At 64.6% G+C, this 24,270-nt stretch carries 24 protein-coding genes; 8 read left to right on the top strand and 16 right to left on the bottom strand.

Features of this window, described 5'->3' with window-relative positions; translation table 11 throughout:
• Positions 1-3: 3 nt before the first annotated feature.
• The 7 genes from CR105_RS16435 to CR105_RS16405 form a co-directional block, all read right to left on the bottom strand.
• The gene (locus CR105_RS16435) at positions 4-438 is read right to left on the bottom strand and encodes a type 2 periplasmic-binding domain-containing protein (RefSeq protein ID WP_099790101.1); all 435 of its coding nucleotides are present in this window, start codon (positions 436-438) and stop codon (positions 4-6) included.
• Positions 439-448: 10 nt separating this feature from the next.
• Positions 449-1,705: a porin gene (locus CR105_RS16430; protein WP_099790099.1), complete on the bottom strand. Its 1,257-nt coding sequence runs from the start codon at positions 1,703-1,705 to the stop codon at positions 449-451.
• A gap of 247 nt (positions 1,706-1,952) precedes the next feature.
• On the bottom strand, positions 1,953-2,462 hold the full coding sequence (locus tag CR105_RS16425) for a YgjP-like metallopeptidase domain-containing protein (RefSeq protein ID WP_099790097.1): 510 nt from the start codon (positions 2,460-2,462) through the stop codon (positions 1,953-1,955).
• A 224-nt stretch (positions 2,463-2,686) separates the two neighbouring features.
• A complete protein-coding gene (locus CR105_RS16420) occupies positions 2,687-3,040 on the bottom strand; it encodes a KGG domain-containing protein (protein WP_099790095.1) in 354 nt (117 codons plus the stop codon).
• 113 nt (positions 3,041-3,153) lie between these two features.
• Positions 3,154-3,699 carry a hemerythrin domain-containing protein gene (locus CR105_RS16415; protein WP_099790093.1) on the bottom strand — a complete coding sequence of 182 codons (546 nt, stop codon included), beginning with the start codon at positions 3,697-3,699 and terminating at the stop codon, positions 3,154-3,156.
• 31 nt (positions 3,700-3,730) lie between these two features.
• Positions 3,731-4,213, bottom strand: a complete 483-nt coding sequence (locus CR105_RS16410) for a phasin family protein (RefSeq protein WP_099790091.1) — start codon at positions 4,211-4,213, stop codon at positions 3,731-3,733.
• Between the two features lie 245 nt (positions 4,214-4,458).
• Entirely contained in the window at positions 4,459-5,490 is a 1,032-nt protein-coding gene (locus tag CR105_RS16405; RefSeq protein ID WP_099790089.1) for an NADP-dependent oxidoreductase, read from the bottom strand.
• A 140-nt stretch (positions 5,491-5,630) separates the two neighbouring features.
• Here CR105_RS16405 and purU point away from each other — a divergent pair, with 140 nt between their 5' ends.
• The 3 genes from purU (at position 5,631) to CR105_RS16390 (ending at position 7,679) form a co-directional block, all read left to right on the top strand.
• Positions 5,631-6,500, top strand: a complete 870-nt coding sequence (purU, locus tag CR105_RS16400) for a formyltetrahydrofolate deformylase (RefSeq protein WP_099790259.1) — start codon at positions 5,631-5,633, stop codon at positions 6,498-6,500.
• Between the two features lie 21 nt (positions 6,501-6,521).
• Positions 6,522-7,064 carry a YaeQ family protein gene (locus tag CR105_RS16395; protein ID WP_099790087.1) on the top strand — a complete coding sequence of 181 codons (543 nt, stop codon included), beginning with the start codon at positions 6,522-6,524 and terminating at the stop codon, positions 7,062-7,064.
• 144 nt (positions 7,065-7,208) lie between these two features.
• Positions 7,209-7,679, top strand: a complete 471-nt coding sequence (locus CR105_RS16390) for a copper chaperone PCu(A)C (RefSeq protein ID WP_099790085.1) — start codon at positions 7,209-7,211, stop codon at positions 7,677-7,679.
• 28 nt (positions 7,680-7,707) lie between these two features.
• Here the strand turns inward: CR105_RS16390 and CR105_RS16385 are convergent, their stop codons facing one another.
• Positions 7,708-8,478, bottom strand: a complete 771-nt coding sequence (locus CR105_RS16385; RefSeq protein WP_099790083.1) for a head GIN domain-containing protein — start codon at positions 8,476-8,478, stop codon at positions 7,708-7,710.
• 171 nt (positions 8,479-8,649) lie between these two features.
• On the opposite strand from CR105_RS16385, the gene CR105_RS16380 reads away from it, so the two are divergent.
• Together CR105_RS16380 and CR105_RS16375 are read left to right on the top strand one after the other, a co-directional pair.
• Positions 8,650-9,288 (top strand): class I SAM-dependent rRNA methyltransferase, encoded by a 639-nt coding sequence (locus CR105_RS16380; protein WP_099790081.1) that lies wholly within the window; start codon positions 8,650-8,652, stop codon positions 9,286-9,288.
• A gap of 120 nt (positions 9,289-9,408) precedes the next feature.
• Positions 9,409-10,530, top strand: coding sequence for a type IV pilus twitching motility protein PilT (locus tag CR105_RS16375; protein WP_099790079.1), 1,122 nt, complete (start codon positions 9,409-9,411; stop codon positions 10,528-10,530).
• 120 nt (positions 10,531-10,650) lie between these two features.
• On the opposite strand, the gene CR105_RS16370 is transcribed toward CR105_RS16375, so the two are convergent.
• Positions 10,651-11,925 (bottom strand): cytochrome c, encoded by a 1,275-nt coding sequence (locus tag CR105_RS16370; protein ID WP_099790077.1) that lies wholly within the window; start codon positions 11,923-11,925, stop codon positions 10,651-10,653.
• 7 nt (positions 11,926-11,932) lie between these two features.
• Complete coding sequence (locus tag CR105_RS16365) at positions 11,933-12,637, bottom strand: c-type cytochrome (RefSeq protein ID WP_099790075.1); 705 nt, start codon at positions 12,635-12,637, stop codon at positions 11,933-11,935.
• 152 nt (positions 12,638-12,789) lie between these two features.
• Here CR105_RS16365 and CR105_RS16360 point away from each other — a divergent pair, with 152 nt between their 5' ends.
• Complete coding sequence (locus CR105_RS16360; RefSeq protein WP_099790073.1) at positions 12,790-12,975, top strand: hypothetical protein; 186 nt, start codon at positions 12,790-12,792, stop codon at positions 12,973-12,975.
• On the opposite strand, the gene CR105_RS16355 is transcribed toward CR105_RS16360, so the two are convergent.
• The gene (locus CR105_RS16355; protein WP_099790071.1) at positions 12,965-13,510 is read right to left on the bottom strand and encodes a DUF4256 domain-containing protein; all 546 of its coding nucleotides are present in this window, start codon (positions 13,508-13,510) and stop codon (positions 12,965-12,967) included. The two genes, CR105_RS16360 and CR105_RS16355, sit on opposite strands and share 11 nt — an antisense overlap.
• Before the next feature lie 60 nt (positions 13,511-13,570).
• Between CR105_RS16355 and CR105_RS16350 the strand changes: the two genes are divergently transcribed.
• Positions 13,571-14,056, top strand: coding sequence for a DUF6265 family protein (locus CR105_RS16350; protein ID WP_099790069.1), 486 nt, complete (start codon positions 13,571-13,573; stop codon positions 14,054-14,056).
• A 9-nt stretch (positions 14,057-14,065) separates the two neighbouring features.
• Here the strand turns inward: CR105_RS16350 and CR105_RS16345 are convergent, their stop codons facing one another.
• Both CR105_RS16345 and CR105_RS16340 read right to left on the bottom strand, forming a co-directional pair.
• Positions 14,066-14,650, bottom strand: coding sequence for a 3'-5' exonuclease (locus CR105_RS16345; protein WP_099790067.1), 585 nt, complete (start codon positions 14,648-14,650; stop codon positions 14,066-14,068).
• A 7-nt stretch (positions 14,651-14,657) separates the two neighbouring features.
• Complete coding sequence (locus CR105_RS16340; RefSeq protein ID WP_370660688.1) at positions 14,658-15,119, bottom strand: ProQ/FINO family protein; 462 nt, start codon at positions 15,117-15,119, stop codon at positions 14,658-14,660.
• Between the two features lie 569 nt (positions 15,120-15,688).
• Between CR105_RS16340 and rpoD the strand changes: the two genes are divergently transcribed.
• Positions 15,689-18,196: an RNA polymerase sigma factor RpoD gene (gene rpoD, locus CR105_RS16335; RefSeq protein ID WP_099790063.1), complete on the top strand. Its 2,508-nt coding sequence runs from the start codon at positions 15,689-15,691 to the stop codon at positions 18,194-18,196.
• Between the two features lie 114 nt (positions 18,197-18,310).
• Here the strand turns inward: rpoD and CR105_RS16330 are convergent, their stop codons facing one another.
• From CR105_RS16330 to ppc, 3 genes are all read right to left on the bottom strand, one after another.
• A complete protein-coding gene (locus CR105_RS16330; protein ID WP_229413972.1) occupies positions 18,311-19,741 on the bottom strand; it encodes a sensor domain-containing protein in 1,431 nt (476 codons plus the stop codon).
• 193 nt (positions 19,742-19,934) lie between these two features.
• Positions 19,935-21,278, bottom strand: coding sequence for a PAS domain-containing sensor histidine kinase (locus tag CR105_RS16325; protein WP_099790059.1), 1,344 nt, complete (start codon positions 21,276-21,278; stop codon positions 19,935-19,937).
• Positions 21,279-21,424: 146 nt separating this feature from the next.
• On the bottom strand, positions 21,425-24,238 hold the full coding sequence (ppc, locus tag CR105_RS16320; protein WP_099790057.1) for a phosphoenolpyruvate carboxylase: 2,814 nt from the start codon (positions 24,236-24,238) through the stop codon (positions 21,425-21,427).
• Positions 24,239-24,270 lie beyond the last annotated feature (32 nt).

Below are 24,270 nucleotides of genomic sequence, written 5' to 3'. Positions count from 1 at the left end.
CGACTAGTGCAGCATCAGCACCGGTTTAACCGACGCGTCCAGTGCGGAGCGTTCGATGTAACCGATTAGCGACGGATTCTCGGCCACCAGCTTGCGAATTGCCGCGGTGTTCGGCGCTTCGCGCGGCGGTTGGCCGCGGCCGGTGAAGATCATCTTGCTCCAGTATGCCTTCACCAGCGCCGGCGTCTTCGCTGCCACCTTGACGTAGAATTCGTCGCGCTGGGCCGAGCCGATGCCCTGGTCGAGTGCGACGGCCTCGCCGCCCTCGGGGAAGCGGCCGACCTGGCCGAGAAAGATATCGGCGACCTGGTCGGCGCGCAGCGCGGCCACCGGACTCTTGGCCGAGACGATCACGACCAGTTCGCCGGCGTTGGCACCAGGGGCGAGCACGGCCAGCATGACAGGAAACAGCAGGTGACGCAGGGAAGAAAATTTCATCGGCGCCCTCTTAGAAAACAAAGTCGAGCACCGCGCTCGCGACGTTCACGGCGCTGCCGGAGCGAAAGCTCGGCTGGATATTGGTGAAGGTGCCGCGCGAGCCGTCTTGTGGGGTCGCGCGATCGAGCTGAAGCTTGAGGGCGACGTCGGTGGCACAGTCCCAGCGCGCGCCGATGCTGATCGTGCGCTGCGCTGGAACCGTCGTTAGCAGCGCGTTCAGGCTGCCGTTGAGGATGGCGCCGGCGCGCGCCGCGGCCGGCGGCAAGCGCGACAAATCGAGGCCACGCTCGGTGGTGGCGCTGTCGGCCTTCACGCGCGCGTAGGCGACGTAGGGCGTGAATTCGCCCAAGCGGTAGCCGGCGGTAGCGTACAGCCCGGTCGTGTCGCCGAGCAGCGAGCGTGTGCGCATGCGCCCCAGTTCGCTCATGACGAACCAGCGGCCCGGATCGTAGTTAACGCCGATGCTCAGCGCGGTCACCTGCTTGTTGTCGAGCGCGTAACGCTCGGCCAGGGCGACGCCTTGCGGTCCGAACTGGCGCAGGCCGTCGAACAGATCGCGCAGGATGTCGATCGACAGATCGGTGCGCAGCATGCTCAGGCGCACGCTGGCGGCGCCGTACTCGGTGGTGTTGGCAAACCCGGCCAGCCGCTTCGCCTCGATGGCGCCGCCGGCCGGCAGCGCCAGACGGGTCCGGCCGAAAAACGCCTGGGTGACGTTTTTGACCGCGCCCTGGTTGAAGCGGTAAGTCGCGTCGATGCCGTCGCTGCTGGTGAGCGGAATGACACCATACACTTCCACCGGCGTGCGCGCCCAAGGCAAGGCGTAGCCGACCTTGCGGTAGTCGGCCGCCAGGAACATCGGCAGCGCGATGCGCCCGACCCGCAGCGCCAGGTCGGGAGTGGCCTGGTACTTGACGTTGGCCCATTCGATGACCGGCCGGTAGCTGTTGTCGAGGCGTTGTTCGGTAACGGCCTGCACCACGGCCGACCACTTGTCGTTTGCCGTGTATTTGAGTTGCGCGCCGAGCCGGCTGTCGAGACTGGTGCTCCAGCTCCCGCTCGCGCCGACGCCGTCGGGTTTCAGTGCTGAGGTGATGTAGTCACCGTGGGCATGGTTCGAGTAGGCCACGCCGGCGCTGCCAAAGCCGCTGAACGACCAGGCCGGCCTCGCCAGGTCGTCGGCGTGGGCGTACGCCGCGCAGGCCAGGCCGATCAGGGCCGCGCCGAAACGCAGAACTGGCCGCTGACGCCCGGCGCTGGCAGTCATGGGGAGGTATGCCGGTTGCTTCACGTGCATTGAAATGTTCTCATCAGGCCAGGTGGGGGGACAACATGCGCCCGCGCGCAGCGGTCATGCAAGCGGCGCGGAGGTGTTGTTTTAGAATTTTGACGGGATGGTCGTGCACATTGCGTGGGGACACGAAAATAATACCGCCGGACTAGCCATTGTATACACGACGGACCGCCGGGATTGTCAAATTTCAATCAATGTTGCAAACAGGATACAAATGCTGTCAGCTCCACAGGCGTTCGCCCGACGTGTCAAGCACGGTGAGGGCCAGGCGCAGGTCGAATTCGTACTGGTGATATTGCGGTTCCATATGGCAGCACAGCTTGTAGAACGCCCTGTCATGCTGCTTTTCCTTCACGTGCGCCAGTTCATGCACGGCGATCATGCGCAGCATTTCGAGCGGCACGGTTTTGAAGACGGTGGCGATGCGGATCTCGTGCTTGGCTTTGAGCTTGCTACCCTGCACCCGCGAGATTGACGTGTGCAGTCCGAGCGCATGCTGGATTACCTGTATCTTGTTGTCGAACGCGACCTTGCTGATCGGCTCGGCGTGGCGCAGGAATTCCGACTTCAGGTCCTGCACGTAGTCGAACAGCGCCTTGTCGGTGCGGATCGCGTGCGCGTGCGGATAGCGCTGGCGCAGCACGGCGGCCAGCTTGCCGTCGGCGATCAGCTGCGCGACCTGGGCGCGCGTCTGCTCGGAATAGGCGCTGAGGTATTTCAGTGGAGTCATAGGCGGGCGAATGTACCACATACCCGCTGCGGCGGTGGCGGGCGGAAAAAAGCCGGGCGGGGAAGAGTTTTTCCGGGCCCGGCGCAAATAGCGGATACGACTAGCTGATCGCAGGAGAAGCCATGCAACGTGAAGCGTTGTTCAAAGCGCTTGTTCAAATCGCTCATTGAAAGCCATGCCGGTCCGGCATGCAGGCCACCGCGCACGGCGCCTGCAGCATGGGCCTATTCCTCCTTGTTGCCCTGGCGGTTGCCTTTCGGTGCGTTGGCGGCGGCGGCAGCGGCGGCGGCGCGGTTGGCCGACTGCCGGCTTTCGCCCCCTTTGCGGCCGATGTCGGCCATGTGTTCACGGTCGCGGCTGACCGCCTCGCCGCCTTTTTGTCCGGCCCGGCGCGCTTCCTCCGAGTCGAATTCGTGCGCCGTTCCTTTCTGGTGTGCGGCTTGGCCACCCTTGCTGGCGATCTCCCGCTGCTGGTTCTGGTCCATTGCGGCAAAGCCGCGCTTGGCCGGTCCGCTCTTCTGGGCGTTGCCGCCCGAGGTGGCGCCTTTGCCACCGCTACTTTCTTTGCTTGTCGCCATGTCGATCTCCTTGTGTGCACACTGTGCTGAAAACCGGGGGGATGGTCCCGCGCCGGGCGCGCGCATTGATGCGCTCGTGGATTTAGAGGTAGGGGCAGCCCTTTAGTTCCGCCCTAGTTCGGGGCGCGCGGCTGGCGGCGCGCCCCTTCGTGCGGCGCCATCGCGTCGATCGTCGACGGCGGCGACGACAGGTCTTCCTCGAGTTCTTCCTTGCGCGCCGCGAGCTGCTCGCCAAGGTCGTCGAGGTCGATGCCGGCGTTGCGCGCCGCATCGAACAATTCGCTTTCTTCCTTGTCGATGTGGTGTCCGACTTCCTCGCCGAGCACCGTGACGGTGGCGTCGAAGTGGTCGTCGCCGGGCATCATCACTTCGAGCTGGCCGATCAGCTCGCGCGCGCCGGCGTGCTCGATGTCGGCCTCGTCGAGCAGTTCGTCGTCATCGATCGCGCTGCGCAGCACCGGGTAGAAGATCTCTTCTTCGAGCATCGCGTGCAAGGTCAGCTCGTAGCAGATTTCGTCGACCAGTTCGGTCTTGCGGCGGTCCTCGTCGTCCTTGCCCTTGAGCGTGTCGAACTCGCGGAACATCGTCTTGACCTTCTCGTGGTCGGCCCTGAGCAGCTCGAGTGCATCGGCTGCGCCGTCTTTCTGTTTGCGTTTCATGGTGAGCTCCTGATGTGCGTGGTAGTGGCGGTCAGTGCGTGGCGCCGCTGGCGTTGTCGTGGTCGGGCCAGTCGCCGCCGGGCTGCGCCGACCCGCTGGCCGACCCGCTGACCGCCACGTTGCCGGCCGCGGCCTGGCGCGCCACGTCGCCGGCGGCGTCGGCGGCCGCGCGGGCGTAGAGGCTCGCGTCGGGAATGCGCGCTTCGGCCGCGCGCGTGAAGTCCTGCTGGGCGCCGGTGATGATGCCGAGCAACTGCTGCTGATAGACGCGCATGCGCTCGTTGGCCGGCGGCACCTGCTTCATCGCCGTCTCGATAAACCTGGCCGGGTCGCTGCATGAGAGCAGTTCGCGGCCGGCGTACAGCGCGCTCTCGGTGGACTGGCGTGCCAGTTTCAGGTTGATGTCGCTTAGCTGGCGAATGGCGTCGTACGCCCGCTGGGTAAATTCGGTCATGAAGTCGACCTGCGATTCGAGCTGCGCGCGCAGGGCGGGGTTGTCGTTGAATGATTGCATGTTGTCCTCAGCTTGAGTCGGTCGGAAAATAGCGCCGCATGGCAGCGATGCACGTGGCCATGAATGGAACTTCAGGTAGACGACGTTTGACACGCCAAGTTCAGGCAATTTGAGCTGCAGGTGGGATTGGTCAAGCGAAGGAGGCGAAGCGGGAACAATGCAGGTGCTGCGGTGGTCTGACCTTTAGGTCAGACCTTTTCAATCGGGTGAAGTCGGATCGGTTGAGTGTCTCGTGAAGGGACCGGTCAAGCGTCGGCGACCTTGAGTACCAGCTTGCCGAAGTTTTTGCCCGTAAACAGCATCAGCAGCGCGTCGGGGAATTTCTCCAGGCCGTCAACAACGTCTTCGCGGCTCTTGAAGTTACCTTCCTTGAGCCACTTGCCGATTGCCGCCACGCCCAGGTGGTAACGGTCGGCGTAATCGAACACGACGATGCCTTCCATGCGCGCGCGGTTCACCAGCAGCGACAGGTAGTTCGACGGTCCCTTGACCGGCGCGGTGTTGTTGTACTGGGAGATGGCGCCGCAGATGACGATGCGGGCGCGCATGTTGATGCGGGTGAGGACGGTGTCGAGGATGTCGCCGCCAACATTGTCGAAGTACACGTCGACGCCGTTCGGGCAATATTCTTTCAGGCCGGCACGCACGTCGCCGGCCTTGTAGTCGATGCAGGCGTCGAAGCCGAGTTCCTTGACGACGAAGTCGCACTTGTCCTTGCCGCCGGCAATGCCGACCACGCGGCAGCCGAGTTGCTTGGCGACCTGGCCGACGGTCTGGCCGACCGCGCCGGCCGCGCCCGACACCACCACCGTTTCGCCCGCTTTCGGCTGGCCCACTTCGAGCAGGCCGAAGTAGCCGGTCATGCCGGGCATGCCGAGCGTGTTGAGCCAGGTCGCCAGCGGCGCCATGGTTGGATCGATCTTGAAGAAGGCGCCGTACTTGTCGTCGGCCGCGCCGACCCAGAAGCGCTGCACGCCGATCGAACCGGAGACGTGATCGCCGACGACGAATTTGGGCGACTTCGACGCCAGCACCACGCCGACGCCGCCGGCGCGCATGACGTCGCCGATGCCGACCGGCTTGATGTACGACTTGCCCTCGTTCATCCAGCCGCGCATGGCCGGGTCGAGCGACAGGTACAGCGCCTTGACGACGATTTCGCCGTCGCCGATGTCGCGCACCGCTTCGCTCGTCATCTGCCAATCGGTCGGCTTGGGCAGCCCGACCGGGCGCGCGGCGAGGCGAAATTGCTGGTTCAGCAGGGTGGTGTCGGACATGGCGCTTCCTTGGTTGGGGATGGAGCGAGCAACTATACCGTAAATTGCACGGTCGTGCTATTTTTGCCATGATTGAAAATCTGCCGTCGCGTGCGACAATGGCGGGCTTGCCCGACCCACTTTTCGCACCGTTGATGCCCATGACGCAGCCCGAATACATCCTGACCCTTTCCTGTCTTGACCAGCGCGGCATCGTCCATCGCGTGTCCGGTTTCCTGGCCGAGCACGGCTGCAACATCATTGACTCGGCCCAGTTTGGCGATAGCGAGTCGAACCTGTTTTTCATGCGCGTGCACTTCGCGCTGGAGGATGCGGCGGTGAGCGACGCCGGCCTGCGCGACGGCTTTGCCGCGCTGTGCGCGCCGATGCAGATGACGTGGCAGCTGCACGACGCGCGTGCCAAGCCGCGCGTGATGCTGATGGTGTCGAAGATCGGGCACTGCCTGAACGACCTGCTGTTTCGCTACAAGAGCGGCCTGCTGCCGGTCGAAATTCCGGCGATCGTGTCGAACCACATGGACTTTTACCAGCTGGCGGCGAGCTACAACATCCCGTTCCACCATCTGCCGCTGGCGACCGGCGCCGACGAGGGAGCCAAGCTGGCGCAGGAAGCGAAGGTGCTCGAGCTGATGGCCAACCACCGCATCGACCTGGTGGTGCTGGCGCGTTACATGCAGATTTTGTCGCCGGGCCTGTGCCAAGCGATGGCCGGCAAGGCGATCAACATCCACCACTCGTTCCTGCCAAGCTTCAAGGGCGCCAAGCCGTACGCGCAGGCGCACCGGCGCGGCGTCAAGCTGATTGGCGCGACGGCGCACTTCGTCACCGGCGACCTCGACGAAGGCCCGATCATCGAGCAGGATGTCGAGCGCGTCGACCATGCGATGACGGCCGAGGCGCTGACGGCGATCGGGCGCGACGTCGAGTGCGTGGTGCTGGCGCGCGCGGTCAAGTGGTTCGTCGAGCACCGCATTTTGCAAAACGGCGACAAGACTGTCGTCTTCAAATAACTTTACCTTCATCGAGCATCAATGGCACTTAAAGCGACAATCTACAAAGCCGAACTGCAGATCGCGGACATGGACCGCAACTACTATCAGCAGCACTTGCTGACGTTGGCGCGCCATCCTTCGGAGACCGACGAACGGATGATGATCCGGCTGCTGGCGTTCGCCATCAATGCGAGCGAATCGCTGACGTTTACCAAGGGCTTGTTCGACACGGACGAACCGGACCTGTGGCAGAAGGACCTGACCGGCGCGATCGAGTTGTGGGTGGAAGTGGGCCAGCCGGACGACAAGCGCCTGATGAAGGCGTGCGGGCGCGCCGAAAAGGTGGTGGTGTACAGCTACGGCGCGACCAGTCATATCTGGTTCAAGCAGATCGCCAACAAGCTCGAACGGGCGAAGAATCTGTCGGTGATCAACATTCCGAGCGACGCGGCGGTGCAGCTGCAGAAAATGGCGAACCGGAACATGCAGCTGCAGTGCACCATCCAGGACGGCCAGATCTGGCTGACCGACAGTGTCGACACGGTGCTGGTGGAGCGCGAGCCGTACAAGGAAGAGCGCTGATTCGGAGCACGCGTAGACTTCCCGAATCTGCACCTGCATCGTCGTGCTCGCCATTGGCGAAGCCGACGGTCTTTGAGCTGATGGTATCGGCCCCTGCGCTATAATCGCTTCGCCCTCAGCATACTTATTTTTCCAGGAACTTCAATGAAAAAGCCATTTTTCGCGCTGATCGCTTCGATCGCATTTGCCGCCACCGCGTTTGCCCAGACCACCGTCAGCGAGCCTTGGGTGCGCGCCACCGTGCCGCAGCAAAAGGCCAGCGGCGCGTTCATGCAGTTGCGCTCGGCCGACGCCGCGCGGCTGGTGTCGGCCAGTTCGCCGGTGGCCAAGTCGGTCGAAATTCACAAGATGGAAATGGTCGGCCAGATGATGAAAATGCGCGAAGTCGATGGCATCGACCTGCCGGCCGGCGAAACCGTCAACCTGGCCTCCGGCGGCTACCACATCATGCTGGTGGGCCTGAACAAGCAGCTCAAGGAGGGCGAAAACGTGCCGCTGTCGCTGCTGGTCGAACGCAAGCAGGGCAAGCGTGAGACCGTCGTCGTCAACGCGCCGGTCAAGGCGCTGACGTATGCGGCGCCGAAGGCGGCTGGCGTCGGGCACGCGCACCACTAAGGGTTTCGCCGGGCCCTGCAGCCTGAACTTAACGCGGCGCGCCGGCCAGTTTGATAGCGCTGCCCGAGCCACCGACCGTTGTGCTCACGCGCGGGTCGCCGTAGTAGTTGACGTCGCCCGAGCCGGCGATGATCACTTTCAGCTGGTCGCGCACGGCGATCGTGGCGTCGCCCGAGCCGGCGATGTTGACGCTGGCGTCGGTGCTTTGCAGCCGGCCCATGTCGACGTCGCCGGAGCCGGCAATCGCCACGCTGAGCCTTTTGGCCGCGCCACCATGCACCTTCAGGTCGCCGCTGCCGCCGATGTTGACCGACAGCGACTCGCTGTCGATGCTCTTGACGTTGATCGAACCGGAGCCGCCGATGGCGACCGTCACCTTCGAGCCGCGCAGTGCGTCGGCGTTGATCGAGCCGGAGCCGTCCACCGCCAGCGTCTCGACGCCCTTGGCCTGCACCACGAACTTCATGCGCCGCGTGTCGAAGTTGACGTTGCGCCTGGCGGCGCGAATCTTGAGGGTGCCGTTTTCGACTACCGTATCGATCAGCGGCAGCAGGTTGTCGTCGGTCTCGACGGTGATGCTTTCGGTATTGCCGATTCGCAGTTCGACGCTGCCCGGCAGCGCCAGCGCGACGCCGTTGAAGTGGCCGAGGGCGCGCGCTTCGGTCTTGACCTGGCCGCTGCCCCTGACGCGCTCGGAGTTCCAGCTGCCCGCCAGCGCGGGCGCGGCGGGTACGACGATGGCAGCGCTGCACAGGGCAAGCATCAGGGCGTTCAGGGGACGGGTCAGGCGAGTGTTCATGGTGGTTTTCCTTGTTTGTAGTAATGGACCCCATAGTAGAAAAGCGCGGCGCCGGGCGCTGGCCGTTTGCGACAGACTGCAGGCAGCGCCGCACAGAATGCAATTTCCCGCCTCCGAGGCGGTATCATGGCGGGGTCGGGCAGGCGCCCGGCATCAATTCACTGGAAACTCATGCTTATCATTACCATCATACAGGGCAAGGAAAAGAGCCTGCTGGCCGGCGAACCCTGGATTTACGCGTCCGCCATCGACAAGGTCGACGGCAAGCCGAACGAAAAGATGAAGCCCGGCTCGACCGCCGTGGTGCAGTCGTCGGCGAAGAAATTTCTGGCGCGCGCCGCGTACAACTCGAAGTCGCAGATCCGCGCGCGCGTGTGGACGTTCGACGAGGCGCAGCCGGTCGACCATGCGCTGATCAAGGGCCGCGTGCAGGCGGCGCTGGCCAAGAGCGCGCCGGCGGCGAAGAAGGCCAGGCCGGACCAGGTCGTCAAGCTGGTCAACGCCGAGGCGGACGGCTTGCCGGGCCTGTTGGTCGAATCGTTCGGCGGCAAGGACGGCTACCTGATCTGCGAATTCCAGGCCGGCGGCGTCGAGGCGTGGAAGGTGCCGATCGTGCAGGCGCTGCTGGCAGGCACCGGCTGCAAGAACGTCTACGAGCGCTGCGACGACCTGGTGCGCAAGGGCGAAGGGCTGCCGCTGGTGGCCGGCGCGCTGGCCGGCGACGAGCCGCCCGACGAAGTGATCGTCACCGATGGCGGCGTCAAGTTTTCGCTCGATTTGAAGACCGGGCACCGCAACCGCTTCCGCTGATCGGGCCGGCGCCGGCAGGCGATTGTGGCGACAAAAATTATATTTCGATAATGCAATCTTTTTGTCGATGATGGTCTTATAATTGGCGCCATTCACACTCTCACCTGCCGAGTCCGCCCGATGGAAAATCACCAGTCCTCCCAGATTCGCACCCTGTCGTACGTCGAAAATGAAGACCATCCGGTGTTCGGCACGCTCGTCGAGCAGATCCTGCACCTGCTCAACTCGCGGCTGATTTTTTCCGACATCATCATCCACCAGAACAGCCCCCTGATGCTGCGCCAGCCGAAGGGTCTGGTGGCGGTGACCGATTCGCCGATCACCAAGGAGGAGCTGGAAGAGTTCTTCGAAGTCATCGAGCCGAACTGGTCCGAGCGGATCGCCGATCGCGCGTTCGACCGCTCGATCGACCTGCACACGGCGCGCATCCGCGCCAACTGTTTTACTTTCCAGGGCAAGAAGCGGCTTGGCTGCGTCATCCGGCGCTTTCCGAAGGAGCCGGTGGCGCTGGCCGAGCTGGGGCTGCATCGCGACGAGCAGGAATTCGCTAAGCTCACCAGCGGCCTGGTGCTGATCATCGGCGACACCTGCCAGGGCAAGTCGACGACGATCGCCTCGATGCTTGACGAGATCAACAAGCAGCGCTCGGGCCACATCATCACCATCGAAGACCCGGTCGAGACCTTGATCCCGCAGCGCAAGTGCATCGTCACGCAGCGCGAAGTGGGCGTCGACGGCGACGTCGAGAGCTACTACCTGGGCGCGCTGGACGCGCTGCGCGAGCGCCCGGACGTGATCGTCATCGGCGAAATCCGCGATGCGCAGACGGCGCAGGAAGCGCTGGCGCTGGCCGAATCGGGCCCGCTGGTGCTCGCCTCGCTGCACGCGCGCTCGACCGAGCTGGGCTTGCAGAAGATGATTCGCCTGCTGGGCAACTCGGAAGCGCAGTCGCAGGCGCTGGCGTATGCCCTGCGCGGCGTGCTGTGCCAGGCGCTGCTGCCGTCGAGCGAGGGCAACCGCTACTACCTGGCCACCGAATGCCTGACGCCGGGGCCGGCGCTGACGCGCATGCTCGAGACGGGCAACATTTCCGGCATCCGCGCGCACATGAACAGCACCACCGATGCCGGCTGCCACACGATGAACGCGTCGCTCGAAGCGCTGCTGTCGGGCCACAAGATCAGCGTCGACGACGCGCGCAACGCCACCACCGACCGGCTCGGCTTTGCCGACATGGTGTAGCGCCGCAACGCTGGTGTCAGGTCTGACATTCGGACATTCCAACATCGAAATGTCCGAATGTCAGACCTGACACCAGCTTCTATCATCGAAATGTCCGAATGTCAGACCTGACACCAGCTTTTAGTCGAGTGGCGTGCTGCGGTAGCGATTCACTTCGGCGGTGCTGACCGGCGGCGCCGTGTTGCCCCAGCTGGCGCGGATGTAGCTCGCCACCGCGGCGACCTCTGCGTCGTCGAGGAGATGGCTGAACGGCGGCATGCCGTACGGGCGCGGATTGCCGGCGGTGCCGGGCGCGAAGCCGCCATTGAGCACGATGCGCACCGCATTGACCGAGTGATCCATCGTGATGGCGCGGTTGCCTGCCAGCGGCGGGTAGGCCGGCGGCAAGCCCTTGCCGTCGGCGCCGTGGCAATCGATGCAGTGCGTCTCGTAGAGGTTCTTGCCTTGCGCGATAAGCTGGTCGACCTGCGGCCCCTTGATCGGCTCGCGCGTCGGCGCTGGTGCGGCCGGCAGCGATTTGAGGTAAATCGCCATCGCCGCCACGTCCGGTTCCCTGACGTGCTGCAGGCTCTTGAAGACCACTTCGGCCATCGGCCCGAACACGGTGGAGCGCGGCGACTGCCCGGTTTTGAGCAGCTGGACGATTTCCGGCACCGCCCAGCTGCCCAGGCCCGCTTCCGCATCCGACGTCAGCGACGGCGCGTACCAGCCGATGGTCGGAATCAGGCCGCCGCCAAGGCCGCCTTCGATGGCGCCGGCGGCGTTGCGCGGGCTGTGGCAAGCGCTGCAGTGGCCAAGTCCTTCGACCAGGTAAGCGCCGCGATTCCACGCCGGCGACTGCGCCGGCACCGGCTCGAACACGCCAGGCGTGAAGTACATCAGGCGCCAGCCGGCCAGCGCGATCTGCTGGTTGTAGGGAAAGTTGAGCCGGTGCGGGGTGTTCCTCCGCTTGACGGCAGGCACGCTTTGGAAAAAGGCATACATCGCATCGGCGTCGGCGCGGGTGACCTTGGTGTAGTTGGTGTACGGGAAGGCCGGGTAGAGCAGGCGGCCATCGCGCGACTTGCCGTTGTGCAGCGCGCGCCAGAAGTCGTCCGCGCTCCAGGCGCCAATGCCGGTGTCGCGGTCGGACGTGATGTTCGGCACGTGCAGCTCGCCGAACGGCGTTTCCATCGCCCGGCCACCGGCGTACTTCTCGCCGCCGCGCACCGTGTGGCAGGCCATGCAGTCGCCGGCGGCCGCCAGGTAGGCGCCGCGCGCAATGTTTTCCGGCGTGGATGCGACTGCGGCCGGCGACGCCGCCGGCACGAATTGCTCGCGCGGCCAGGCGACGATCACGGCCAGCAGGACGGCGGCCGCCAGGGCGGCGAGAACGATCAGGATTTTACGGGTCATGGCGGTCTCAGTCCGGCGTGCTGCCGCAGGGTATCGGCAGCGGGCGGGCGATGGCGACGGCCGGCGCCGGATCGGCCGGCAATGGGCGCGCACCGAGCCAGCTGGAGATGGCGGCGACGTCGGCCAGGCTCAGGCGATTGGCGATGTCGGCCATGCAATCGGGCGCATGGGCGCGGCGCGCCTTGTTGCGCCACGCGCCGAACTGGGCGTTGACGTAATCGCGCGGCAAGCCGGCCAGGCCGGGAATGGCGGGCGCCACGCCGGTCAGTTTCTCGCCGTGGCAGGCGATGCAGGCGGGTACCTTGATGGCGGAGTCGCCCTGCAGCACCAGCTGCCTGCCGCGCTCGAGCACGGCCTGCGATACGGCAGTCGGCTGGATCGGCGGCGCCGGCAGGTGCTGCGCCGCAAAGTGCTCGGCGATCTCGCGCAGGTAGGCGTCGGGCAGGTAGTCGACCATGTAGGTCATCAAAGGATACTGGCGGCGGCCTTCGCGAAAGTTGATCAGCTGGTTGTACAGGTAGCCGGCCGGCTTGCCGGAGATGCGCGGGAAAAACGCATCGGTCCCCTGGTCCTTGGCGTGGCACGACGTGCAGGCGATGACGCGCTGCGCCATGGTGTCGGGCAGCACCGCGGGCCGGTCGGCGGCGATGGCGGGCAGGGCGCCGATGAACAACAGGACGGCGATGCGGGCCGTGCTAGCGGTGGAGGGCATGGGAAACTTTGCTGTAGAAATCGCGCTGGGGCGCCAAGCCTCAAGGATAGCGTGTTTGGCAAGATCAGGACGGTTCACGCTTCACGCGGACTTCACGATGCCCGCACAATGCTGCGCGATGATGGCGCCAAACCCACACACCGGAGCGAACGATGCGCACCTCGACAACAAAGCTGCACAAGACGCTTTCCATGATCATCCTGGCGATCGGCGCCGTCCTCATGGCGGCAAAGATCTACGCCGACAGCGAGCCTGGCCTGATTCCGATCGTGCTGGTCTTGATCGGCCTGGTCGGGTACGGCGCTGCCTGCGTGCGCAAGCCCGATCCTAGACCTTGAGCCGGCCGCGAAAACCGCGCGCGGCGTAGTACGATTCAGCGCCGTTGTGATACAGGAAGACCTGGTCGTAGCGCCGGTCGCAAAACAGGGCGCCGCCAAGCTTTCGGATCGCCGGCGGCGTTAGCACCCAGCTCGACGTCTTGCGGTCGAATTCTCCGAGCGCCTGCAGCTGCCGGTACTGGTCTTCGGTCAGCACCTCGATCCCCATCGTCGAAGCCATCTCGAGGGCGCCGCCGCGCGGCTTGTTTTCCTTGCGCGCGTCGAGCGCGGCGCGGTCATAGCACAGGCAGCGCCGGCCGCTTGGCGTTGCCGGCGAACAGTCGCAGAAGATGAACTCGCCGGTCGCTTCATCGACACCCACGACGTCCGGTTCGCCGCCGCTGATCTCCATCTCGTGCAGCGCCTTCAGCTTGCCGGGACTGGCCTCGAGTTTGGCCTGCACCTGCGCCCAGGCTAGCCCCTCGTGGCGGCGAACGTTTTTCGCGAAGCGCTCCCGTAAAGTCGCTATCAGTTCGGCAAGAATTGTTGGCTCCATCGCTACACTCCTCTATACAATACCCACACCATACTTCACACGTGCCCCACGGAGAATCCGATGCCGCAAATATTGAACGCTGTTCGCGCCGCCACGTCGATCGTCGTGCTGGCCAGTGTCTGTGCGCCGGCAAGCGCGCAGAAGGTAGCCGGGCTGGCGTGGCTGGCCGGCTGCTGGACCAGCGAAGGGAAGCAGGCCGGCTCGGGCGAGCAATGGATGCAGCCGGTCGGCGCGACGATGCTCGGCATGGCGCGCACGGTGAAGGCTGGCAGGACGGTCGACTTCGAATTCATGCGCATTCACGAATCGCCCGACGGCCGGCTGCTGTTTACGGCGATTCCCGCCGGCCAGGCGGAAGCCACGTTCACGCAAATACGCATGAGCGACTCGGAAATCGTGTTCGAAAACACGGCGCACGATTTTCCGCAGCGCGTGACCTACCTGCGCCAGGACGATGCGCGCGTGATGGCTACCATTGAAGGAGTTCGCAAAGGTGTGAAGCGCGTGGTCGAGTTCCCGCTGCTGCGGGCGAAATGCGAACCGTAGCCTAAGGCGTTACTGCGCAGCCTGGTCGATGCGCCAGCGGCGATAGATCTTCAGCGCCACGTGGGCGTCGTCGGCGGCGTACAGGATCTGCTTTTCGGTCAGCCGCGGCAGCGCCCAGTTGGTGGTGGTGATCTTCTTTGATTTTTGCAGTCGCTGGCCGAAAAAGCGCGCCACCGCCGTCTTGGCGCCGAGCGTGTTGCGCTCATTCTTGCGCAGCGCCGTCGACAGATCAAGCACATTGCTGGTCTCGATGCCGAGCTTGGCTTTCAGGCGCTTGACGTCGTCCGATAAGCCGAACCCGACCTTGAGGATCGTGGTCGATTCGAGCACCGCCTTGAGCACCGCGACGGCCGGCATGGCGCCGATCTGGAACAGGTAGGCCGCCTCGTCCGTGGCGAGCTGCACCAGGTGCGGCCCGGTCGACGCTTCGCCTTTCAGGAACGTCGGCTTCGATTCGGTATCGAAGCCGAGCACGTCCATCGCCAGCAGCGCCTTGAGGGCGTCGGCGGCGTCGCGGTCGGACTTGACCATGCGCACGTCGGCCAGCTTGATGCCGTCGTAAGGCGGCAGCAATTCTTCCTGGTCGGTCAGCATGAGCCCGTTAGTTGCGCGAGAACTTCGACGCCAGCTGCAGCAGCTTTTCCTGGCGCATCCGGTTCGCTTCCTCGGCCTGGGCGGCGTCGCGTTCGGCCTTTTTGCGCTCGGCTTCTTTCTTGAAGCGCTGCTGCAAGACTTCCTTGGCGTGCAGGCGGTGGGTGTCGGTCACTTCCGCGCCGGCTGTGCCGTCGAGGTCGTAGCGCAGCGTCGCTTTTTCCATCGCGCGCAGGTAGCGCAGCGAGCCGGTGTGGATGCCGAGCGCGGCGCGCATGGTCTTGCGGTCGAGGTCGGGCAGGCGCGCCAGCAACTGCTTGTCGATGCCGATGGCAAGCGGCAGGCAATTGCGGAAAGCGGGAAACTGTTGCTGCAGTTGTTTGAGCAGGGTACGCGCACTCATTGCCGCTGGTGCGGCCGGTGCGGGGGCCGGGGTGTCGACGACTTCCTCGACAGGGCTAGTTGTATTCATTGACTTCATTGTAAGAGCTGGAACCGGAAGGATAGCATGGGTACTTTCGTAAGTGCGGCCGCAATTGGGTGACGTGTTGTTTTGCCACTGCCGGGGTCGGGGCTGAAGTCGTCGCCGGCGAGCGGCGTCAGGCGAAATCGTGTATGATCCGCCCCTTGCTCTGCGCACGACTTGAGGCAGCGCAGACGTACCGGAGAGCATGGAAGAAACGAGTGTTGCCCCGTAGTATAAGTTTTCGTTATAACGGTTATGGGTTCTTTTCATTATCGTGATGCGTTTGCTTCGGGCATAATTGCACCTGTCTCCTCTATTCTCTTAGGAAAATAGATTCAAGCCCGGTCCCGTATCGGGCTTTTTTTTTTCTGCCATGCATAGCGCCACTTTGATCACAGCACGTCCGATTTCGCCAGGCCCCACTCGGCACCGCCGCGTTCCGCCCAGCTTGATTTTGGGCCGCCTCGCCCTCAGGTAGGGGGTATTCCCGAACACCTTCCATCGGGCCCGGCACTTCGGGCCCCGCTGGATTTTTGACTTCGCTGGCGCGCACCGCCGCGACTGGAGAGTTATTAATGACCAAGAACACCGCCAAGACCCTGACACTGACCGCCAAGAAGGCGCCGCGCAAAGTGGCCGCGCCGTTGGCCGTCCCGAAAACGGCGACCTCGTACTTTCTCGAGACCGAGGACGCCGCCCCGGTGACCGTCGTCAAGACCCGTTCGCGCCTGGCGGTGGCCCCTGCAGCAGCCGAAGCCCATTCGGCGCCGATCGATGACGTGCCTGCGGCTGACGCTGCGCCGGCGCCGACGCCGACGGTGGTGCGCAAGCGCGTCTCGAAGCTGGCTGCCGTCAAGCAAGCCGACGTCGTCGCTGAAGAAGTTGCCGCGCCGGTCGCGGTCAAGGTGGCCAAGCTGCGCATCCGCAAGACCGACGTCGAGCCGACCGTGATCATCACCGGCGGGCAGTCGGTCAGCCAGACCACCGACGCGGCCACCCTGGCGGCGATCGACACGTCCGGCTACCTGCTGCCGTCGGTCAAGGTGCCTGGCCGCCGCGGCCGCAAACCGAGCGAGTTCACGCCTGAAAATGACGAAGTGGCCGGGATCAACGCGGTCGAGCGCGCCGAACTGAAGGCCGTCTCGAAGCTGAAAGAGCGCAAGGCCAAGGGCGGCCTGGCCGGCGCGCTGGCGGCCGATCCGAAAACGTCGGAAGCGGACCTCGAGCGTCGCCGTAACCAGATCAAGAACCTGATCAACATGGGCAAGGACCGCGGCTTCCTGACCCACGCCGAGATCAACGACCAGTTGCCTGAAAATATCGTCGATCCGGAAGCGATCGAAGGCATCATCGCCACCTTCAACGACATGGGCATCGCCGTCTACGAGCGCGCCCCTGACGCCGACACGATGATGTTGAGCGACAACGTGCCGACCGCCACCAGCGACGACGAAGTCGAAGCTGCCGCCGCCACCGCGCTGTCGACGGTCGACTCCGACTTTGGCCGCACCACCGACCCGGTCCGCATGTACATGCGCGAAATGGGCGCCGTCGCGCTGCTTACGCGCGAAGGCGAGATCGAAATCGCCAAGCGCATCGAGGGCGGCCTGAAGGACATGGTCCAGGCCATTTCGGCGTGCCCGACGACGATCGCCGAAATCATCGCGCTGTCGCATAAAATCGAGCGCGACGAGATCAAGGTCGATGAAGTGGTCGACGGTTTCGTCGACCTGAACGAGCCGTCGACGCCGCAAACGCCGGCGCCGCACGTGGCCGCATCCGACGACGATGAGGAAGACGACGAGGAAGTCGAAGAAGAAGACGGCGACGCCAATGGCGGCGCAGCTGGCTTCTCGGCCGAGCAGCTCAATCAGCTCAAGCGCGGCGCGCTGGAGAAGTTCCACCTGATCGAAGCGCAGTTCGAGAAAATGGCGAAGGCGTTCGAGAAGGAAGGCTACGGCTCGAAGCCTTACGTCAAGGCGCAGGAAGTGATCTCGAACGAACTGCTGGGCATTCGCTTTACCGCCAAGGTGGTCGAGAAGCTGTGCGACACCTTGCGCCACCAGATGGACGAAGTGCGCCACATCGAAAAAGCGGTGCTGGCAATCTGCGTCGACCGCTGCGGCATGCCGCGCGCCCACTTCATCAAGGTCTTCCCGGGCAATGAAACGGATCTGGACTGGGTCGACGGCGAAGTCAACGCCAACTATCCGTACAGCGCAGTGCTGGGCCGTAACGTTCCGGCCATCAAGGAACACCAGAAGCGCATGATCGCCCTGCAGGCGCGCGTGGCGCTGCCGCTGGCCGACCTGCGCAAGATTAACAAGCAGATGGCCGCCGGCGAAAAGCGTGCGCGTCACGCCAAGCGCGAGATGACGGTTGCCAACTTGCGCCTGGTAATTTCGATCGCCAAGAAGTACATCAACCGCGGCTTGCAGTTCCTCGATCTGATCCAGGAAGGCAACATTGGCCTGCTGAAGGCGGTCGACAAGTTTGAATACCGCCGCGGCTACAAGTTCTCGACCTACGCGACCTGGTGGATTCGCCAGGCCATCACGCGTTCGATCGCCGACATGGCGCGCACGATCCGGGTGCCGGTGCACATGATCGAAACGATCAACAAGATGAACCGCATCTCGCGCCAGATCATGCAGGAAACCGGCAGCGAGCCGGACCTGGCGACCTTGGCGCTGAAGATGGAAATGCCGGAAAACAAAGTGCGCGAAATCATGAAGATCGCCAAAGAGCCGATCTCGATGGAAACGCCGATGGGCGAGGACGGCGATTCGCAGCTGGGCGACTTCATCGAGGACAACGCGACCCTGGCGCCGCTCGACGCCGCGCTGCACGCGTCGATGCGCAACGTCATCAAGGAAGTGCTCGACTCGCTGACGCCGCGCGAGGCGAAGGTGCTGCGCATGCGTTACGGCGTCGAAATGTCGAACGACCACACGCTGGAAGAAGTGGGCAAGCAGTTCGACGTCACGCGCGAGCGGATTCGCCAGATCGAAGCGAAGGCGATGAGCAAGCTGCGCCAGCCATCGCGTTCGGACAAGCTGAAGAGCTTCCTGCACAACCACTGATCGGTTGCTCGCATCAAAAAAACCGCCAGTCCGATTCTTTCGGCTGGCGGTTTTTTCATGGCTGTGACCGAGGGCACCACGACCGAGGGGTCTGACCCGGTTTTTCCGTTGGGGTCAAGCCCCGGTGTCGTTGACGCCAACGACAGCGGGGTCAGCCTCCAAAGGAACAATCGGGTCCGACCCCTCGGCCCGCGCGCGCTTCTTGTTGCCATACATCGCCTCGTCGGCGTGCTTGAGCAACTGCTGCGCGTTGCCGCCGTGGCGGGGATACGCGGCGATGCCAATACTGACGCGTGCGTCCAGGCACAGGTTGCCGAAGCGGAACGGCTCGTCCATCGCCAGCGCGATCTTGGCGGCGACCCTGGCCGCGTCGTCCGTCTGCGCGACGCTTTCGAGCAGCACGACGAATTCGTCGCCGCCGATGCGCGCCACCGTGTCTTCCTCGCGCACGCATTGCGTGATGCGCTGGGCCATCTGGTGCAGCAGCAGGTCGCCGGCGGCGTGGCCGTGCACGTCGTTGACCAGCTTGAACTTGTCGAGGTCGAGGTACAGCAGCGAAAAACCGGTGCCGTTGCGGGCCGCGCGCGCCAGCGCCGAATCGAGCCGGTCATGGAACAGCTGGCGGTTCGGCAGCCGGGTCAGGGCATCGTACTGCGCCAGGTAGTGCAATTGTTCGTGCAGCCTCAGGCGCTCGATGGCTGTGGCGACCTGGCCGGAAACGAACTGCAGCAGCTCCTTGTCCTCGTCGGTGAAGTACGCCGATTCAGGCGAGCCGCTTACGACCAGCGCGCCGATGGCGCCGCCCGACGCTGGCAGCGGCACGCCCAGCCAGTACGGCGCCGCGCTCCTAGCCGCTTCGCGCAGCTCGGCCGGCAGCAGCGGCAGCGTTTCCGGCGTCAGCAGCAACGGGCGGGCGACCTGCGCCACGTGCGCGCACAGTGCGCCGGCGCCCGGCAACGGCGCTGCGGCCGGTCGGCCGTGCTCGTCGACGTTGTACGGAAAGCTCAACTGATCGAGCTCGTCGCGCAGGGCAATCGCAAAGCCGGGCGCCGGCAGCAGTTCGTTGACGATCCGGTGGATCAGCGGACACAGCGATACCAGATCCTTGGCCGCGTGGGCCGCCTCCGAGATGGCGTACATCGCCGCCCGCATCGACTCGCCACGCTTGCGCGCGGTGACGTCGCGCGCCACGGCAACGCGCAGCTGGTCGGTTTCGGACCAGCGCACCGACCACATGATGTCGACCCGGCGGCCATCCTTGCGCATGTAGCAATTCTCGAAATTGTGCTGGGCCGCGCCGGCCATCACATCCGCCGCGGCAGCCAAGGTGCGCGCCCGGTGCTCCGGCGCCACCAGCTCGATCATCGCCGTGCCGACCAGTTCCTCCGGCGTGTAGCCGAAAATGCGCTCGCACGCCGCGCTCAGGTAGACGAAACGGCCGTCCACATCGACCGCGCAGACGGCGTCGTTGAGCAAATCGATGAAGCCGGCCGGCGGCGTAAATGAAGTAATTCCCATGTTGCAAGAAGTGTAGCTGGATTTCATTTAGCTTGCTTACATTACCGCCGGCTCTTTTTTGGTGGCATGCCAGTATGCTAATGTGGTCGTTCGGCTAACTTTACCGGCAGGAAAGCTTCATCGCAAGCGGCATTGGTCGCTGCGCGCAGCACAATGCCGCCGCCGAGCCGCGCAGCGCCCGCGCCGTGAACAGTTTGCGCTCGAACGAACCGTAACCGACCTATTCGACGACCGCCAGTTCGACCGCCCCCGCCGCGGCCGGCATGACGATCACCACGCTGGTGCCGGCGCCGCCGCCGCGCCGCGCGACCAGCATCTGGCCGCCGAACATATTTACCCGTTCGCGGATGCCGCGCAGGCCCACGCCGCCCGCGTCGCTTGCTGCGCGTTCCGTTGAGGCGATGCCGTCGTCGACGATCGTGATCGACAGTTGCTCGACGCCAAACGCGACGGTGATCTCCACTTGCATCGCCTGCGCATGCTGCAAGATATCGAGCAGCGTCTCCTGCACGATGCGAAACAGGCCAGCGGCGCGGCGCGGGTCGTGGCCGCCCGCGTCGGCGCCGCTGACGCTCAGCGTCGTGGCGATGCCACTGCGCGCCTCGAACTGGCCAACCAGCCACTCCATCGCCGCGGTCAGGCCAAGCGCCAGCGTGTTCGGGTGCAGCTCGTTGATGATTGCGCGCACCGAGCCGATGCTGGCATTGACTGTGTCGAGCGCGTGCCCGACCTTGCCGCGCAGTCGGGGATGGCGTTCGCCGGCGCGGTTGTGCAGCATCTCGATATCGATTTTCAGCGCCATCAGGTTCTGACCCAGTTCGTCGTGGATCGCCGCCGCCAGGCGCCGGTGCGTTTCGTCCTTGGCCTCGTCCAAGTGCGCCATCAACTGGCGCAGTTGCAGGTAGGATGCCTGCAGCGCCTGCTCGGCGCGCTTGCGGTCCGTCGTGTCGACGCTCATGCAGATCAGAAAATCCGGTTCGCCGGTGACGGCGTCGAAGATCGGTTTCTTGAACGTCTGCAAGACGCGGTCTTCATTGTGCGAGTGGCTAAACGTCAAGTCTTCCTGGATCACCAGCTCACCCTTGGCGAACGCGGCCCGGTCGTTGGCGAGGAACACCGCCATCTGCTCGGGCGGAAACATCGTGTGCGCGTTGTTGCCGGACACGACCGAAAAATCGAAGCCGAACTGCTGCTCGGCGGCCTTGTTCATCATCAGCATGCGCGATTCGGGGTCCTTGATGAACAGCGTCATCGGCATGATCGAAATGACTTCGCGCAGCTTCAGCTCGCTCATCGCCAGCGCCCGCTGCGCTTCCTGGTGCTGGCCCGCCTCGTCGGCGTGCAACTTGCGAAACTCGTTGGCGATGGCATCGCGCGTGGCGAGCAGGCGGCGGATGCACAGCAGCGACAGCGCGCAGGCCGCGGCCAATGTCAGCAACAGCGACAGCAGCGCGGTCGGCAGCGGGAAAATTTGCACAACGTGTGCGACGCCGGCCGCGCTGACCAGCGCAAGCAGGACGGCGGCAACGGCAAGGCTGGTCGACTTGAGGCGCCGCCGGTTCATCAGCGCGTCCAGGTAGGAGGGGGACCGGTAATTCTAAGCCGACTTTTAACAAATGTCTTAGGGAATAAGAATTGTTGCAACTGCGCCACTAGGTAGGTCGCTGAGGCCGTGTGCGTTTGCCGGCACTGACCCCAGCGGGGTGAACGCTAGCCGGTGTTGCGCAAGCCGGCGGCGACGCCGTTGATCGACAGGTGGATGCCGCGGTGCACCCGGTTGTCGGCCGACACCGGGGCGCCGGCGTTGGCGCGGTGCCGCTGGATCAGCTCGACCTGCAGGTGGTTCAGCGGATCGAGGTAGGCGAAACGGTTCTGGATCGAGCGCGCCAGCAAGGGGTTGCCGGCCAGCCGCTCGTGCGCGCCGGTGATCGTCTCGAGGCAGCGCAGCGTGTTGCCGTGCTCGCCCGAGATGCGCTTGAAGATACGCTCGCGCAGCGCGGCGTCCGGCACCAGGTCGGCATAGCGCGAGGCAATCGCCAGGTCGGTCTTGGCCAGCACCATGTCCATGTTCGACAGCAAGGTGGCAAAGAACGGCCATTCCTGGAGCATCGCCTGCAAGGTGGCAATGCGCTCGTCGCGCGCGCCGTCGGCGATCCAGCCGCCGATGGCCGAACCGAAGCCGTACCAGCCGGGCAGCAACAGCCGGCACTGGCCCCACGAAAAACCCCACGGAATGGCGCGCAGGTCTTCGATGCGGCGCGTCGACTTGCGCGAGGCAGGGCGCGAACCGAGATTCAGCTCCGCAATCTCGGCGATCGGCGTGGCGGCAAAGAAGTAGTCGGTGAAGCCCGGCGTCTCGTAGACCAGGTTGCGATAGGCCTGGTAGGCGCGCTGCGACAGGTCGGCCATCACCGCTTCGAAACCGGCCAGCCGCTGGCTGTGCACGCCGCCTTCGACGTGCGGCATCAGGCTCGCCTCCAGCGTGGCGGCCACCAGCAGCTCGAGGTTGCGGCGGCCGATTTCGGCGTTCGAAAACTTCGAGGCGATGATTTCGCCCTGTTCGGTCAGGCGGATCTGGCCGTTGACCGTGCCCGGCGGCTGCGCCAGGATCGCCTCGTAGCTCGGCCCGCCGCCGCGCCCGACGGTGCCGCCGCGGCCGTGGAACAGGCGCAGCTTGACGCGCGCGTCGGCAAATACCTTCACCAGGTCGATCTCGGCCTTGTACAGCTCCCAGTTGGAGGTGAGGAAGCCGCCGTCCTTGTTCGAGTCGGAGTAGCCGAGCATGACTTCCTGCAGCTGGCCATGGCTGCGAATGAGCTGCGCCACCAGCGGCAGCGCCATCCACTCGGCCATGATGCCGGCGGCGCGCTGCAGGTCGGGGATGGTCTCGAACAGCGGCACCACCATCGCATCGAGTTCGCCGGCGCCGGAGCGCAACAAGCCCGTTTCCTTTTGCAGCAGCAGCACTTCGAGCAGGTCCGACACGGTCTCGGTGTGCGAGATGATGTAGTTGCGGATGGCGCGCACGCCATAGCGCTCGCGGATTTCCTTCGCCGCGCGCAAAATCGCCAGCTCGCCGTTGGTTTCGTCGGTGTAGTCGGTGTACGGGGAAAACAGCAGGCGGGGATGGGCCAGTTCGGCAAGCAGCAATTCGACCTTCTGCGCTTCACTTATCGAACCATATGATGGTTCGACTCCTGCGCGGGCGAATAGTTCGGTCAAAACACGCTCGTGCACGTCGGAGCTTTGGCGCATGTCAAGCGAGGCGAGATGGAAGCCGAAAATGGTGGCCGCGCGCTGCAGCCGCGCCAGGCGCGGGTGCGCCAGGATGGCGCCGTGGTTCGCTTGCAGCGACTCGATGAGCACCTGCAGGTCGGCTGAAAACTCGCTGGCGTCGGCGTAGGCGGCGGCATGGCCGACTTCCTTGCGCAAGATGTTGGTGGCGCCGAGGGCGCGGGCGGTGGCGGCCAGGCGCGCGTACATGCCGATCAGCGCGCGCCGGTACGGCTCGTCGCTGCGGTGCGGCGACGTGTCGGTCGAGCCGTCGGCCAGCGCCTGCAGTTGCGGGCTGACGCTGACCATCAGGGTCGATATCGACAATTCGGCGCCGAGCGTGTGCACTTCGTCGAGATAGAAATCGAGGATCGTGGTGGCGTGGCGCACCAGCGCCTGCTGCATGGTGCCGGCGTTGACGTTCGGATTGCCGTCGCGGTCGCCCCCGATCCAGCTGCCCATCTGCACGAATGGCGCGCCTTGCAGCGCGGCCGGTTCGGTCTGGTAATGCGCCGCCAGCTCTTCCTCGATGTCGTCGTACAGGCCGGGCAGTTCGCGCAGGAAGGTGATGCGGTAGTAGGACAGGGCGTTGTCGATTTCGTCGGCCACCGTCAGCTTCGAGTAGCGCAGCATGCGCGTTTGCCACAAGGTGGCGATGCGCGACTGCAGCAGCTGCAGGTTGGCGCGCCGTTCCTTGGGCGTCAGCTGCAGGTCGCGCTCGGCGAGCAGGCGGGCGATGTCGTGTTCGGCGTCGAGGATGCTCTTGCGCTGCACTTCGGTCGGGTGGGCGGTCAGCACCGGCACGATCAGGGCGTCGCGGAAAAACGTCTGCACCGTGTCGCGGGCGACGCCGGCGGCTTTGAGCTTGCCGAGCGCGAAGCCGACGCTGCCTTGCTGGGGTTTCGAGCCGGCCAGCAGGTGGGCGCGGCGGCGGCGGATGTGGTGCTGGTCTTCGGCGATGTTGGCCAGGTGCGAAAAGTACGAGAACGCGCGCACCACCGAGATGGTCTGTTCCTGCGTCAGCTTGGCCAGCAGGTCGGTCAGTTCCTTGCCCGCTTCGGCGTCGTCTTCGCGGCGAAAGCGCACCGCCGTCTGGCGGATCGTTTCGACGACGTCGAACACGGCTTCGCCTTCCTGGTCGCGCAGCACGTCGCCGAGCAGGCGCCCGAGCAGGCGGATGTCTTCTTTCAGGGGAGCGTCCTTGTCGGAGGCCTGGTTTGCAGCAGCCGGGTTTTCCACTAATTTGTCCATATTCACCACAAAGAGAATGTTGATGCAAAGGC

This window comes from Massilia eurypsychrophila, from assembly GCF_002760655.1.
Lineage (GTDB): Bacteria > Pseudomonadota > Gammaproteobacteria > Burkholderiales > Burkholderiaceae_D > JAFCUW01.
Note: the sequence above shows the minus strand (reverse complement) of the source record. Positions and strands in the feature narration are given on the sequence as shown.